This window comes from Saccharothrix ecbatanensis, from assembly GCF_014205015.1.
GTDB lineage: Bacteria > Actinomycetota > Actinomycetes > Mycobacteriales > Pseudonocardiaceae > Actinosynnema > Actinosynnema ecbatanense.
Map to the genome: position 1 here is coordinate 5,673,916 of NZ_JACHMO010000001.1, position 14,191 is coordinate 5,688,106.

Here is a 14,191-nt window from a genome sequence, read left to right on the forward strand (position 1 = left end):
TCAGGGCAGGTGGAGTTCCACCTGCGCCGTCGCGCCCGCCCCCGCGGTGACCTCGGACGGTGGTCCGGTCCGGTCGTCCTTGGTGGCGGTGAACTCGTAGCGGCCCGCGGCCAGGTGCCATTCGTAACGGCCGTCCGGTCCGGAGAAGACCGCCAGTTCCGGCACGGGCAGCGGTGGTGAGTCGAGCGACTTCGGTTGCACCAGGGCGCCGTCGACGGGACGGCCACCCTGGTCCACGACCACGCCGGTGACGGTGGCCTGGGTGTTCGTCAGGGGCGGCTGGGGGTCCTGGTCCGACGTGCCGGATTCCCGACCGCACGCCCCGAGCACCAGCATGCCGATCAGCAGGACCGCTCGCATGCGGAGTGGACGTCGCACGATCTGCTCCTCTCGGTCATCTGCAGGACGGAACGGCCGGGCTTCGCGGTTGCGTCAACGCCGATTCTCGACGCCAATTCCCAGTGCCGATTCGCGGCGCCTGTCCTCAGCGTCTGTTCGCGGCGCCTGTCCTCAGCGTCTGTTCGCGGCGTCTGTCCTCAGCGCCAGCCGAGGACCAGGTTGAACCGGCTCTCGGTGATGCGCGGCCCGCTGTTGTGCGCGCCCGAGCCGACACCGTAAGCGTGGAACGCGAGGGAGCACCGGCCGGAGCACCCGGACGACCCTGCCGCGCGCACGGTGTGCACCGAGCTGCCGCTGTTGCCGCCCACGGTGTCGTTGTCGTAGTACAGGCGCAGCGAGTTGCTCACGCGGACCTGGTCGGAGTGGATCCACTGCTGCTGGGACTTGTCGCCGGGGTAGCCCTGGATCGTGGTGGAGGTGCCGTTGAGCGACGCGGTGGTCCAGTACGCGCCGTACCAGCCGGTCGTGTTGCCGATGGAGCAGTTCAGGCTCGCGCCGCCGTAGTCGGCGTCGGCGCTGCCGTCCACGGTCCAGCCGGTGTTGGACCGCAAGGTCGCGGCGGTGCAGGAGCCGTACGGGTAGGTGGTCCCGTTGGCGCCGGGGTAGAACCTGAGCTGGCCGGTGTACCAGCCGGTGCTCTGGTTGAACACGCAGTGCCCGGCGGTGAGCACGAGGCTCGCGCCGAACATCCAGCCGGTGCAGTGCAGCCGCTCGACACCGCTCACGGTGCGGGTGATGAGCACCGTGGCGCGGGCCGGGAAGCTCGTCGTCGGGTTGACCCGCACGCGGCCGTCCGCGCCGATGATCGACTGGGTGCCGAAGTCGTCGCCGGTGGGCGAGGAGTAGCCCTCGATCCGGTGCCCGGCGGGCACGCGCTGCGCCCCGTACGCGGTCACGTCGCTCGGCACGCCGGTGCCCTCGTAGCTGGACACGCCGCGCAGCCCGCGCGCCGACGCGGCCGACATGGTCACGCCTTCGGTGTCGCTCGCGCCCAGTTCCACGCCCTTCGACGCCCCCGCTGACGCCGTCGACACCAGCCCGAGCGTCGCCAGCAACGCGCTCGCGAGCACCACGCCGACACGTCTCGAAGATCTACGCATATTCACCGCGATATCCTTTCGTCGGGGAAAGGTTCTTCAATCGCTTAGGTCGCCGGAAACGTCGATCCGATACAGAAAAGGCGGAACTTCGCCCACTCGCCGACTCGAATGGTGCCACCGGCCCATTACCCGGCCATCCGATGGCGGCACAAGACCTATTCAGCCCAAGTGACGTGGAAATTATCGAAGGGACGATGTTGTCCAGCGACAGCGCTCTCGCCGCAGTGCTGGATGTGGAGTCGCCGGATCGGCGCGCGCACATCCGAAGCTTGATCGACAGCACCGAGGAGGGCTTGGACGACAAGATCCTGGCCCTGCTCGAAGACCATTCGGCGGTGAGGGCGGAACTCTGCCGCATCCTCGCGGAGCGGGACCGGGACCGGGACCCGTCTTACGTGCTCGCCTACTTCGCGCAGCAGCCGAAGCCCGGGAGAAAACCGGGCCGGATCGACGCCTGGATGCGCAGTCAGGCCTATCGCAGCCCTCTGGGGATCGTGCACGGGATTCCCCGTCTCCGTCGCGCGTCGGCGATCGAGCACTATCGACGGGACGTGACGAGTTGGCGGACGACCCGCCGGTTCAGCGCGGTGTTGTCCCTCGGTGACACGGCGGACCCGGCCGCGTTGCCGCTCGTCGTGAAGGCGTTGCGGGACCGGAAGTGGTACATCCGCGCGGAGGCCGCCGTGGCGCTCCGCCGGCTCATCAGGGACGGTGCCGTCGCACCGGAGGCGGTGGAGTCGGTGGCCGACGCTCTGGTGGCGTGCCTGTCCCACCGCAGACCGAAGGTCGTGGAGCATGCGGCGGCGGCGCTGTCGGCGCCTTTGCTGCGCGACCGGTTGGTGGAGGCACGGCGCTCGTCCCGGCTGAAACCGGCGAGCGCCGCGCTAGTGGACGCGGCACTCGAAGGCAAGGTGCCCGCACTGCCACCCATCTGGGTGGGTGACGTCGAAGGAGAATGACCAAGAAGGCCGCCCCGACGACGCTGTCGGGGCGGCCCAGGGGCGATCCGGCGGATCACACCACGGCGAGCGGAAGCATGTTGGGGATCACCGGGGACGGCAGGTCGGACGAGCCGGTCAGGTAGCGGTCCACCGCGTTGGCCACCGAACGGCCCTCGGCGATCGCCCACACGACCAGGGACGCGCCGCGGTGGGCGTCACCGCAGACGAACACGCCCGGCGACTGCGTCTGCCAGTCCGAGCCGCACGAGATGGTGCCGCGCGAGGTGAGCTGGATGCCGAGCCCGTCCAGCAACGGCATGTGCTCGACGCCCTCGAAGCCGATGGCCAGCAGCACCAGGTCCGCCGGCAGCACCTCGACCTCCTCGGACGTCGGCACCACCTGACGTCGGCCGGTGGCGTCCTTCTCCACCCGCACCTTGCGCAGCTGGATCTGCCGCACGTGCCCGTCCTCATCGCCGACGAACTTCTCGACCGCGACCGCGAACTTCCGCTCCCCCGCCTCCTCGTGCGCGGCGTAGGTGCGGAGGATCCAGGGCCACAGGGGCCAAGGCGACCGTGAATCGTCCCGAGTGGACGGTGGCATCGGGTACTGGTCGAGCTGCAACACCGAGGCCGCGCCCTGCCGGGACGCCGTGCCGTAGCAGTCCGCGCCGGTGTCGCCGCCGCCGATGATCACGACGTGCTTGCCCGCCGCGTCGATCGCCGGCGGACCGTCGCCCTCGCACGCGCGGTTCGCGGGCACCAGGTGTTCCATCGCCAGGTGGATGCCTTGCAGCTCACGGCCCGGCGTCGTCGTGTCGTCACGGCCGCGCAGAGCACCGACCGCGAGCACGACCGCGTCGAACTTCGACCGCAGCTCGTCCACCGTCAGGTCCACCCCGACCTCGCAACTGGTGACGAACTTCGTGCCCTCCTTGCGGAGCTGCGCGAGCCGCCGGTCCAGGACCTTCTTCTCCATCTTGAACTCGGGGATGCCGTACCGGAGCAGCCCGCCGAGCCGGTCGTCCCGCTCGAACACGGTGACCTCGTGCCCGGCGCGCGTCAGCTGCTGAGCCGCCGCCAGCCCGGCCGGACCGGAGCCGACGACCGCCACCCGCTTGCCCGACACCACCTGTGCCTGCACGGGCCGCGCGTAGCCCTGCTCCCAGGACACGTCGGCGATGGTCTCCTCGACCCGCTTGATGGCGACCGCGCCGCCCGCGTCGTGGCTGATCGCCAGCACGCACGCCGCCTCGCACGGCGCGGGGCACAGCTTGCCGGTGAACTCAGGGAAGTTGTTCGTCGCGTGCAACCGGTCCGACGCCAGCTCCCAGTCGCCGGTGCGGACCAGGTCGTTCCACTCCGGGATCAGGTTGCCCAGCGGGCAGCCGGCCGACCCTGAGTGGCAGAACGGGATGCCGCAGTCCATGCACCGCGTCGCCTGCGCGCGCACGTCCGCGTCACGCTGCTCCGCCGGGACGTCGAGGTAGACCTCGCTCCAGTCGGACAGCCGTTCCGCGGCGGGCCGCTTCTTCGGCTCGGCACGGGAGTGCTTGAGGAAACCGTACGGGTCAGCCACGGGAGGCCTCCATGATCGCCTGGTCGACGTCCCTGCCTTCCGCGCGGGCGAGCCTCATCGCTTCGAGCACGCGCTGGTAGTCACCGGGCATGACCTTGGTGAACGACGCGGAACGCCGGGGCCAGTCGCCGAGCAGCGAGGCGGCCACCGCCGATCCGGTGAGCTGGTGGTGGCGTTCCACCACTTCGCGCAGCCAGCGCAGGTCGTCCGCGCCGGGCCGCTGCAACTCGACCATGGCGGTGTTGACCGCCGCCGGGTCGAGGTCGAGCACGTACGCCACGCCGCCGGACATGCCCGCGGCGAGGTTGCGGCCGGTCGGCCCGAGCACCACGGCCCGGCCACCGGTCATGTACTCGAACGCGTGGTCGCCGACGCCCTCGGCGACGGCCAGCGCACCCGAGTTCCGCACGCAGAACCGCTCACCGACGCGTCCGCGCAGGAAGATCTCGCCGGACGTGGCGCCGTAGCCGATCACGTTGCCCGCGATGACCTGCTGCTCGGCCGCGAACGGCGCGTCCGGGTGCGGTCGGACGACGATCCGCCCGCCGGACAGGCCCTTGCCGACGTAGTCGTTGGCGTCGCCGACCATCTCCAGCGTGATGCCGCGCGGCACGAACGCGCCGAGCGACTGGCCGGCCGACCCGGTGAACGTCACGTGGATCGTGTCGTCGGGCAGGCCGTCGCCGCCGAACCGGCGCGTCACCTCGGCGCCGAGGAGCGTGCCGACGGTGCGGTTGACGTTGCGCAGCGGCAGTTCCAGCCGCACCGGCCGGGCGTCCTCCAACGCGGCGTCGGCGAGCTGGATCAGCGTGCGGTCCAACGCCTGCGCCAGCCCGTGGTCCTGTTCGCGGACCTTGCGCTTGGCCGTGTGGTACGGCGTCTCGGGCACCTCGAACACCGGCGACAGGTCCAGCCCGGCCGCCTTCCAGTGCTCGACGGCCTCGTCGGTCTTCAGCAGCTCGGCGTGGCCGACGGCCTCGTCGATGGTGCGGAAACCCAAGGACGCCAGCAGTTCCCGGGTTTCCTGGGCGACGAACTCGAAGAACGCCACCACGTGGTCGGCCTGCCCGGTGTACCGCTTGCGCAGCTCCGGGTTCTGCGTGGCCACGCCCACCGGGCACGTGTCCAGGTGGCAGACGCGCATCATGATGCAGCCCGCGACGATCAGCGGCGCGGTGGCGAAACCGAACTCCTCCGCGCCGAGCAGCGCGGCCACCACGACGTCACGGCCGGTGCGCAGCGCGCCGTCGACCTGCACCGTGATCCGGTCGCGCAAACCGTTGAGCAGCAACGTCTGCTGGGTCTCGGCGAGGCCGATCTCCCACGGCGTGCCCGCGTGCTTGAGCGAGTTCAGCGGGGACGCGCCGGTGCCGCCGTCGTGGCCGGAGATCAGCACCACGTCCGCGTGCGCCTTCGCCACGCCCGCCGCGACCGTGCCGACGCCGACCTCGCTGACCAGCTTCACGTGCACGCGGGCCTGCTCGTTGGCGTTCTTCAGGTCGTGGATCAGCTGCGCCAGGTCTTCGATCGAGTAGATGTCGTGGTGCGGCGGCGGGGAGATGAGGCCCACGCCCGGCGTCGAGTGCCGGGTCCGCGCGATCCACGGGTACACCTTGTAGCCGGGCAGCTGGCCGCCCTCGCCGGGCTTCGCGCCCTGCGCCATCTTGATCTGGATGTCGCTGGCGTTGACCAGGTACTCGCTGGTGACGCCGAACCGGCCGGACGCGACCTGCTTGACCGCGCTGCGCCGCTCCGGGTCGTACAACCGCTCCGGGTCCTCGCCGCCCTCACCGCTGTTGGACCGGCCGCCCAGCCGGTTCATCGCGATGGCCAGCGTCTCGTGCGCCTCCGCCGAGATCGACCCGTACGACATGGCGCCGGTGTTGAACCGCTTGACGATCGAGGAGACCGGCTCCACCTCGTCGATCGGGATCGGCGTGCGGCCCTCGGTCTGGAACCCGAACAGCCCGCGCAGCGTGCCGCCCATCCGGGACAGCCGCTCGACCTCGTCGGTGTAGCGGCGGTAGACGTCCTGCTTGCCGGTCTTGGTGGCGTGCTGGAGCAGGAACACCGTCTCCGGCGTGAACAGGTGCAGCTCGCCCTCGCGGCGGTAGGCGTACTCGCCGCCCACCTCCAGCCGCCGGTGCGCGCGGTCGGTCGGGTTGTCCGGGTGGGCGCGGCGGTGGCGCAGCGCCACCTCCTCCGCCAGCACGTCCAGGCCCGCGCCGCCGAGCTTCGACACCGTGCCGGTGAAGTACTCGTCCAGCATGTCCTTGGACAGGCCCACTGCCTCGAACACCTGCGCCGCCGTGTACGCGCCGACGGTCGAGACGCCCATCTTGGACATGATCTTCAACGTGCCCTTGACCAGCGCAGTCACGTAGTTCCGGACGGCCTTGCGCGCCTCGATCCCGGTGACCGCGCCGGTGCTGATCATGTCTTCGATCGTCTCGAACGCGAGGTACGGGTTCACCGCGGCGGCGCCGTAGCTCAGCAGCGCGGCGATGTGGTGCACCTCGCGGGCGTCACCGGTCTCCACGACCAGCGCCACGCGCAGCCGTTCCTTGGTGCGCACCAGGTGGTGGTGCACCGCGGAGACCAGCAGCAGCGACGGGATCGGCGCCATCCGGTGGTCCGAGTCGCGGTCCGACAGCACCAGCGTGCGGGCGCCGTTCGCGATCGCCTCGGACGCCTCGCGGCGCACCCGTTCGACGGCCGCCGCCAGCGCCTCGCCGCCGCCGTCCACTTCGAACAGTCCACTGAGGACCGTGCAGGCGAAGCCCGGCAGGTCGCCGTCGTCGTTGATGTGGATGAGCTTGGCCAGCTCGTCGTTGTCGATCACCGGGTAGGTCAGCTTGATGTGCCGGCAGCTGACCGGGCCCGGCTCCAGCAGGTTCTGCTCCGGGCCCATCACCCGGGACACGCTGGTGACGATCTCCTCGCGGATCGCGTCCAGCGGCGGGTTCGTCACCTGGGCGAAGTTCTGCACGAAGTAGTCGTAGAGCAGCCGGGAACGCTGCGACAGCGCGGCCACCGGGGTGTCCGTGCCCATCGAGCCCAGCGGCTCCGCGCCGGCGGTGGACATCGGGCCGAGCAGGACGCGCAGCTCCTCCTCGGTGTAGCCGAACGTCAGCTGGCGCCGCACCACGGACTCGTGGCTCTGCACCACGTGCTCGCGGTCGGCCAGGTCGGCCAGCTCCAGCAGGCCCGCGTGCAGCCACTCGTCGTACGGCTTCTCCTCGGCCAGCGCGGTCTTGACCTCGTCGTCGTCGACCAGGCGACCGGCGACCGTGTCGACCAGGAACATCTTCCCCGGCTGGAGGCGGCCCTTGGCCACGACCTGGTCCGGCGGGACGTCCAGCACACCGGTCTCGGAGGCCAGCACCACGCGGCCGTCGGCGGTCTGCCACCAGCGGGCCGGGCGCAGACCGTTGCGGTCGAGCACCGCGCCGACCAGCGAGCCGTCGGTGAACGTGACGCAGGCCGGGCCGTCCCACGGCTCCATCAGGCTGGCGTGGAACTCGTAGAACGCGCGGCGCTTCGGGTCCATCGACGTGTGGTTCTCCCACGCCTCCGGGATCATCATCAGCACCGCGTGCGGCAGGCTCCGGCCGCCCAGGTGCAGCAGCTCCAGCACCTCGTCGAAGCTCGCCGAGTCGGAGCCCTCCGGGTGGCAGATCGGGAACAGCCGGGCCAGGTCGCCGGGGATGAGGTCGGAGTCGAGCAGCGCCTCACGGGCCCGCATCCGGTTCCGGTTGCCCCGGACGGTGTTGATCTCACCGTTGTGCGCGACGTACCGGAACGGGTGCGCCAGCGGCCACGACGGGAACGTGTTCGTGGAGAACCGGGAGTGGACCAGGGCGATGGCGCTGGCCAGCCGCTCGTCGCGCAGGTCGGGGAAGAACGCGGGCAGCTGGCCCGTGGTCAGCATGCCCTTGTAGACGATCGTCCGGGACGACAGCGACGGGAAGTACGTGCCGACGTCCGCCGCCGCGGTCTCGTGCTCCACCCGCTTGCGCACGGCGAACGTGAGGCGGTCCAGGTCGACGCCGTGGCCGCCGGTCTCGCTCTTGAGCAGCAGCATCCCGAAGTGCGGCATCACCGACCGGGCGGTCGGGCCGACACCCGCGTGGTCCGGGGCGGTCGGCACGTCGCGCCAGCCGAGGACCTCCAGGCCCTCTTCGCCGGCGATCCGCTCGGCCAGCTCGACCGCCTTCGCGCGGTCGCCCTCGTCGGCGGGCAGGAACGCGATGCCGGCCGCGTACGCGCCGGGCTCGGGCAGCTCGAAGTCCAGCACGTCCCGCAGGAACGCGTCCGGCAGTTGCAGCAGGATCCCGGCGCCGTCGCCGCTGGTGGGCTCGGCCCCCGCCGCGCCTCGGTGCTCCAGGTTGGCCAGCGCGGTGAGCGCGTCGACGACGATGTCGTGCGAGCGCCGGCCCTTGATGTCGGCGACCATCGCCACACCGCAAGCGTCTCGTTCCGCGGCGGGGTCGTAGAGCCCCTGCGGGGACGGGATGGCGGAGAAGATCACTGCGCAGACCTCCTTCGTCGTCCTTGGTGAAAGAACGAGTCCTCGTGTCCAGGTCCTGGAATCCGGGTAACTGGGCACGGGACGACGATGGCCCGCGTGTTGACGCGACTTTAACAGTCGCGAAACCGGACCACACCATCCATCGGGTGATCTCGGTCGACGTGCCGTAACGATTCGGCCCGAAAGAGCGATACCGGGGCCGACTTGTTACGCGTTGTTAAGCATAACCGAGCGGTGGCCTCCGCGCGCGTCGGTGAGAGCTTGCCTACAGCACCCTGACGCCGCGTAAGCCCAGGTGAGCCCCCGGGTGCCGCCGCCTGCCTGTGGGAGAGGACGGCGACATCCGGGGGCTCACGGCCGGGTAGCTCTTATCGGGCCGCGCCGGCGCCCACCGGTTCACGGACGCCAGGCCCGTCGTCGTCACTGTGCTGACGTTCCATCAGGGCGTCCACGTCGACCTGCGTCGGGTTGTCCAGGACCTCCCGCAGCCGGTCCCGGTCCAACTGGCCCTGCCAGCGGGCCACCACGAGCGTGCCCACGCCGTTGCCGATCATGTTGGTGATCGCCCGCGCCTCGGACATGAACCGGTCGATGCCCACGATCAGCGCGATGCCGACCGCCGGGATGGCGCTGTTCGCCTCGAACGCGCTCAGCGAGGCCGCCAGCGTGACCAGGCCCGCGCCCGTCACGCCCGCCGCGCCCTTGCTGGCCAGCAGCATGAACAGCAGCAGCCCGATCTGGGTGCCCAGGCCGACCTCGACCCCCGTCGCCTGGGCGATGAAGATCGCGCCCATGGTCAGGTAGATGCAGGTGCCGTCCAGGTTGAACGAGTAGCCGGTCGGGATGGTGAGGCCGACCACCGACTTGTCCGCGCCCGCCGCCTCCAGCTTCACCAGCATCCGCGGCAGCACCGTCTCGGACGACGACGTGCCGAGCACGATCAGCAGCTCGTCCTTGATGTACCGGAGGAACTTGAAGATCGAGAAGCCCGCGTACAGGGACACACCGCCCAGCACCACCAGGATGAACAGCAGGCACGTCGCGTAGAACGAGCCCATCAACCAGGCCAGCTTGCCCAGGATCGAGCCGCCGAACTTGCCGATCGTGTAGGCGATGCCGCCGAAAGCGCCGATCGGCGCCGCGTACATGACGATCTTGATGACGCCGAACATGACCTTGGAGACGGTGTCGAGCGCCGCGACCACCTTCTCGCCGCGCTTGCCCATGCCGGCCACGGCGACCGCCACCAGGACCGCGATGACCAGCACCTGGATGAGCTGGCCGTCGGTGAAGGCGCTGAGGAACGACTTGGGCACCAGGCTGAGGACGAAGCCGGTCACGCCCGTCTCGGCGGTCGCGGCGTCGGCGAGCGTCTTCTCCGCCGCGGCGTCGTTCAGCGGGACGGACGCGCCGTGGTGGCCGGGCTGCACGAGGTTGACCACGATGAGCCCGATGGCCAGCGCCGCCGTCGTCATCGCGGTGAAGTAGAGGATCGTCCGCAGCGCCAGGCCGCCCGCCTTGGCGAGGTTCCCCAGGCCCGCGATGCCGACCACGATGGTGCAGAAGATGGTCGGGGCGATGACGATCTTGACGAGGGCGATGAAGAAGTCGGCCAACCACTTCATGCCGGACGCCTGGGCCGGGAACGCGTAGCCGACGATCACGCCGAGCACGATCGAGACCAGGACCCAGAAGTAGAGGTGCTTGTAGATCGGTTTGCGCTCACGTGTCGGCGCGCTGACCACGTCTCCTCCAAGGGGACCATTTGCCTGCGGTGGGGTTGGTTGGTGATCCTGAGCACAGGGCGGGGCCGCGACAAGGAGTGCGCCGGAAACTTCAGGTCCCTCTGACGTAACACTCTGTTCACGCGTCCGACGGGGCTAGTCTGCGGTCGTGCTCTCCCGGCGCTCGGTGCTGCTGGCCGCTCTGGCGGCGGGCGTGCCGTGCTCTGCGTGCACGTCGGGTGGCGCGCCGGTCCTGGAGGAGCTGGTCCTCGCGACCGGTCCGGACGGCGCGGTGTTCCGCGAGATCGGCGGGGCGCTGGCGTCGGCGTTGGCGGACGAGCTGCCGGAGACGCGGGTGGTGTCCCGCTCGACCGGGGCGTCGGTGGAGAACGTGCGGCTGTTGCAGGAAGGCGCGGTCCAGTTGGGACTGTCCTCTCTGGACCCCCTGGTGGGCGGCGCGCTGTTGAGCGCGGACGATCCGGCCGGCATCAGCGCGGTGGGGCGGCTGTACGACAGCTTCATGCAGGTGGTCGTGCCCGCGGACTCGCCGGTGCGCCGGCTGTCCGACCTGGCCGGCCGACCGGTGTCGTTCGGGCCGACCGAGTCCGGGACGGAGTTCACCGCGACCCGCTTGTTGTCCTTGTTGGGCATCCCGGTGGATGCCCGGCGGATGGCGCACGCCGAGGCGTCACGTCAGCTGGTGGCGGGCACGCTGGACGCGTTCCTCGCGCTGACCGGCATCCCGACGCCCGCGATCACGGACATCCTCGACACCTTTCCGTTGCGGTTGCTGGACCTTCCCGACGAGGCGGTCCGCCTGGCCGCCGTCTACTCCGGTCCCTACGTGCCCGCGACCATCCCGGCCACGACGTACGGGACGCTCGGACCTTGCCGCACGTTCGCCGTGCCGAACCTGTTGCTGGCGCGCACGGCTTTGGACGCGGATGTGGTGGAGGTGGTGACGCGGACGGTGTTCACGCAGTCCGAGCGGATCGCGGCGGGGCATCCTGAGGCGAGCCGGATCAACGTCCGGACCGGCATAGCCACCGGCCGCGTGCCGCTGCACAAGGGCGCCGAACGCTGGTTCCGGGCCACCAAGCGCTGAGCGGTGCCCGGTGCGCCCGCCGGCGGTCACGCGATGAGCCGGACCACAAGCGCCGGACCCTGCCCCAGTGCGCCCGCCGGAGGTCACGCGATGAGCCGGACCACAAGCGCCGGACCCTGCCCCAGTGCGCCCGCCGGAGGTCACGCGATGAGGCGGACCACCGCGTTCAGCCCGTGCGGCTCGGCGGGCAGCAGCTCCAGCTCGCCGCCGGCGGACCCGATCAGCTCGGCGCAGATCGCCAACCCCAGCCCCGTGCCCGCGATGTTCTGGTGACGCGGCGCGCGCCAGAACCGCCTCAACGCGTCGGCCCGCTCCTGGTCGGTCAGCCCCGTGCCGTCATCGGTCACGTGCAGCTCCACCCGCCCGTCGGCAGCCCTCCCCCACACCCGGACGCGGGTGCCGCCGGAGAGTCGGATCGCGTTGCCCACCAGTTCGTCCAGCACGCTCCCCAGACCACCGGGCGGCTCCAGCGCGCGTAGGCCGGGTGGGACGGCGATGTCCAGGCTCATGTCACCCGCCAGCGCGCGCCAGCCGGGGACGTGGGTGGCCAGGAGGCTGTCCACCTCGACGGGCTCGGCGGCGGAGGCGCTGTCCAGCCGGGTGGCGGCCAGGAGGGTGTCCAGGACGCGGCCCATTTCCTCCGCCTCGTCCACCGCGATGCGTTGCGCCTCACGGCCCGCGTCGTCGGTCACGTGCGGGGCGAGGTTGTCCACCGCCAGGCGGAGGCTGGCCAGCGGGTTGCGGAGTTGGTGGGAGGCGTCCGAGACGAACACGCGTTGTCTGCGCAGGGCTTTCCCGACCACGTCGACCATCACGTTGAAGCTGGTGGCGAGTCTGCGCAGTTCGGGTGGACCGCCGAGTTCGTCCGCGCGGGCGTCCAGTTGGCCACCGGCGACCGCGGCCGTGGCCTCGTCCAGTCGGCGGACCGGCCGGAGGACCCAGCGGGACATCGGCCAGGCGACGGCGACCACGCCCAGCATGGGCACCAGACCGGCGAGGGCCAGCAGGCCCCACTGGCGGAGGATCGCGGATCTCAGGCTGTCGGTCGGGGAGATGGTCACCACCGCCGCCACCACTTCGCTGTCCCGTCCCACCGGCTCGACCACGACCAGGTTCACCTGTTCCCACGGCCACACCGACTGGTCCGCCTCACCCCGGTACCCGCCGAACGCCGCCTTCAGCCCGACCTCCACGTGCGGGTCGGTCAGCGGGAACGGTTGGCGGGAGGCCTCGACCACCGTGCCGTCGGTGCGGACCAGACCGACCGAGATGCCGTAGAGCTGGTCGTACCGGATCAGTTCCTCGCGCAGCGCGGTCAGCCTGCCCGACGCCAACGCGTTCTCCGCCAGCGACGCGAAACGTCCCGCATCGCCCAACCGGTCGAGGTAGGTCACCTGGCTCTCCCGCTGCACGACGGCGAACGCGAGCGGCACGCCGAGGGCCGCCACCAGCGCGATGAGCAGCGGCACGATGAGGACCAGCAGACGGCGCAGCAACGCGGAGACAACCTCCCCAGGGTGATGTGCGTCATATCACAGTGGGCCAATCCGGCCCGCGAGAGTAGGGAGAACGGGGGAATCAGCATGCTACGCAAGGTTGCGCTAGTGCTGGCCGCGGTCACCGCGATCGTCATGGTGGCGCCGCTGACGGCGTCCGCCGCGACGACCGCCTGCCCGACGGTCTACTGGGGTTCCGGCCCCAAGGTGGCGTCGCAGACGACCACCGGCGCGTTGACGAACATCCGGGCCGGCAGACACGAGTGCTACGACCGGCTGGTGTTCGACTTCATCGGGACGAACGACGGCTACAACGTGCAGTACGTGTCCGAAGTGGTCCAGGAAGGGTCCGGCTTCCCGGTTCCGCTGCGCGGTGGCGCGAAGTTGCGGATCACCGTCAACTCGCCGGCCTACGACCACTACGGCAACCCGACCTACCGCTTCGCCAACCCGTCGGAGTTGGTGAACGTCACCGGGTTCTCGACGTTCCGCCAGGTCGCGTGGGCCGGGTCGTTCGAGGGTCAGACGACGGTCGGGCTCGGTGTGCGGGCACGGCTGCCGTTCCGGGTCTTCACCCTTCCCGGACGGGTCGTGGTGGACGTCGCCCACGTGTGGTGACCGATCGCCGTTGACGAGCTGATGTGAGGTCAGGTGTGGGCTGCCACCCGGTAGCCCACACCTCTGATCGTCTCGATGCGGAGGGCGTCGCCCAGCTTGCCGCGCAGGGCGGCGATGTGGGTGTCGAGCGTGCGTGACGGCGCCTCCCAGTGCGCCTGCCACACCTGGTCCACGATCAGGTCACGGCTGACGACCGTGCCCGCCCGCCCCACGAGGAGGGCGAGCAGGTCGAACTCCTTGCGGGTCAGGGTCACCGGTTCGCCGTTGATGGTGGCCTGCCTGCTGCCCGGGTCCAGGGTGAGCGGGCCGAGGGTCACCTGGTGTTCCCGTTCGGCGGCACGTGCGGCGCGGGTGCGCCTTAGCACCGCCTCTATCCGGGCCAGGAGCTCGGCCGTGCCGAACGGTTTCACCACGTAGTCGTCCGCGCCGAGGCGCAGCCCCTGGACGCGTTCCCGCTCCTCGCCGCGCGCGGTGACGGTGATGACGGCGGTGCCGGTGCGGTGGCGGAGTTCGCGCAGCACGTCGAGGCCGTCGCCGTCGGGCAGACCGAGGTCGAGCAGCACGACGTCCGCCGGTGGTGCGGTCAGCGCCGCGGCGGCCGTGCCCACCCGGTGGACTTCGTAGCCCGCGTGCCGGAGTGCGGTGAGCAGGCCCCGCGCCACCCGGTCGTCATCTTCGACGACGAGGATGCGCATCCG

10 protein-coding genes are annotated in these 14,191 nt (G+C 70.7%); 3 read left to right on the forward strand and 7 right to left on the reverse strand.

The features are described from left to right. Positions 1–378 carry a carboxypeptidase-like regulatory domain-containing protein gene (locus F4560_RS23815; RefSeq protein ID WP_184923332.1) on the reverse strand — a complete coding sequence of 126 codons (378 nt, stop codon included), beginning with the start codon at positions 376–378 and terminating at the stop codon, positions 1–3. Positions 379–536: 158 nt separating this feature from the next. After that, positions 537–1,472: a hypothetical protein gene (locus F4560_RS23820; RefSeq protein ID WP_184923334.1), complete on the reverse strand. Its 936-nt coding sequence runs from the start codon at positions 1,470–1,472 to the stop codon at positions 537–539. 221 nt (positions 1,473–1,693) lie between these two features. Between F4560_RS23820 and F4560_RS23825 the strand changes: the two genes are divergently transcribed. After that, positions 1,694–2,458 (forward strand): HEAT repeat domain-containing protein, encoded by a 765-nt coding sequence (locus F4560_RS23825; protein WP_184923336.1) that lies wholly within the window; start codon positions 1,694–1,696, stop codon positions 2,456–2,458. 55 nt (positions 2,459–2,513) lie between these two features. Here F4560_RS23825 and F4560_RS23830 read toward each other — a convergent pair whose 3' ends face one another. From F4560_RS23830 to dctA, 3 genes are all read right to left on the reverse strand, one after another. Further along, entirely contained in the window at positions 2,514–4,019 is a 1,506-nt protein-coding gene (locus F4560_RS23830) for a glutamate synthase subunit beta (RefSeq protein WP_184923338.1), read from the reverse strand. After that, entirely contained in the window at positions 4,012–8,550 is a 4,539-nt protein-coding gene (gene gltB, locus F4560_RS23835; RefSeq protein WP_184923340.1) for a glutamate synthase large subunit, read from the reverse strand. The genes F4560_RS23830 and gltB overlap by 8 nt, the downstream gene beginning before the upstream one ends. 368 nt (positions 8,551–8,918) lie before the next feature. Beyond that, a complete protein-coding gene (dctA, locus tag F4560_RS23840) occupies positions 8,919–10,295 on the reverse strand; it encodes a C4-dicarboxylate transporter DctA (protein ID WP_184923342.1) in 1,377 nt (458 codons plus the stop codon). 148 nt (positions 10,296–10,443) lie between these two features. Between dctA and F4560_RS23845 the strand changes: the two genes are divergently transcribed. Further along, a complete protein-coding gene (locus F4560_RS23845; protein ID WP_184923344.1) occupies positions 10,444–11,379 on the forward strand; it encodes a TAXI family TRAP transporter solute-binding subunit in 936 nt (311 codons plus the stop codon). Between the two features lie 140 nt (positions 11,380–11,519). Here F4560_RS23845 and F4560_RS23850 read toward each other — a convergent pair whose 3' ends face one another. Beyond that, entirely contained in the window at positions 11,520–12,875 is a 1,356-nt protein-coding gene (locus F4560_RS23850) for a HAMP domain-containing sensor histidine kinase (protein WP_184923346.1), read from the reverse strand. A gap of 87 nt (positions 12,876–12,962) precedes the next feature. Here F4560_RS23850 and F4560_RS23855 point away from each other — a divergent pair, with 87 nt between their 5' ends. Further along, positions 12,963–13,493: an AMIN-like domain-containing (lipo)protein gene (locus F4560_RS23855; protein WP_184923348.1), complete on the forward strand. Its 531-nt coding sequence runs from the start codon at positions 12,963–12,965 to the stop codon at positions 13,491–13,493. A gap of 29 nt (positions 13,494–13,522) precedes the next feature. Here the strand turns inward: F4560_RS23855 and F4560_RS23860 are convergent, their stop codons facing one another. Beyond that, positions 13,523–14,188: a response regulator transcription factor gene (locus tag F4560_RS23860; RefSeq protein ID WP_184923350.1), complete on the reverse strand. Its 666-nt coding sequence runs from the start codon at positions 14,186–14,188 to the stop codon at positions 13,523–13,525. Between the last annotated feature and the right edge of the window lie 3 nt (positions 14,189–14,191).

What these genes read in the sequence shown, in the direction of transcription:
- F4560_RS23825 (WP_184923336.1), top strand. Translation starts at nt 1,694, where the DNA reads ATGTTGTCCAGCGACAGCGCTCTCGCCGCAGTGCTGGATGTGGAGTCG.
- F4560_RS23855 (WP_184923348.1), top strand. Translation starts at nt 12,963, where the DNA reads ATGCTACGCAAGGTTGCGCTAGTGCTGGCCGCGGTCACCGCGATCGTC.
- F4560_RS23860 (WP_184923350.1), bottom strand. Translation starts at nt 14,188, where the DNA reads ATGCGCATCCTCGTCGTCGAAGATGACGACCGGGTGGCGCGGGGCCTG.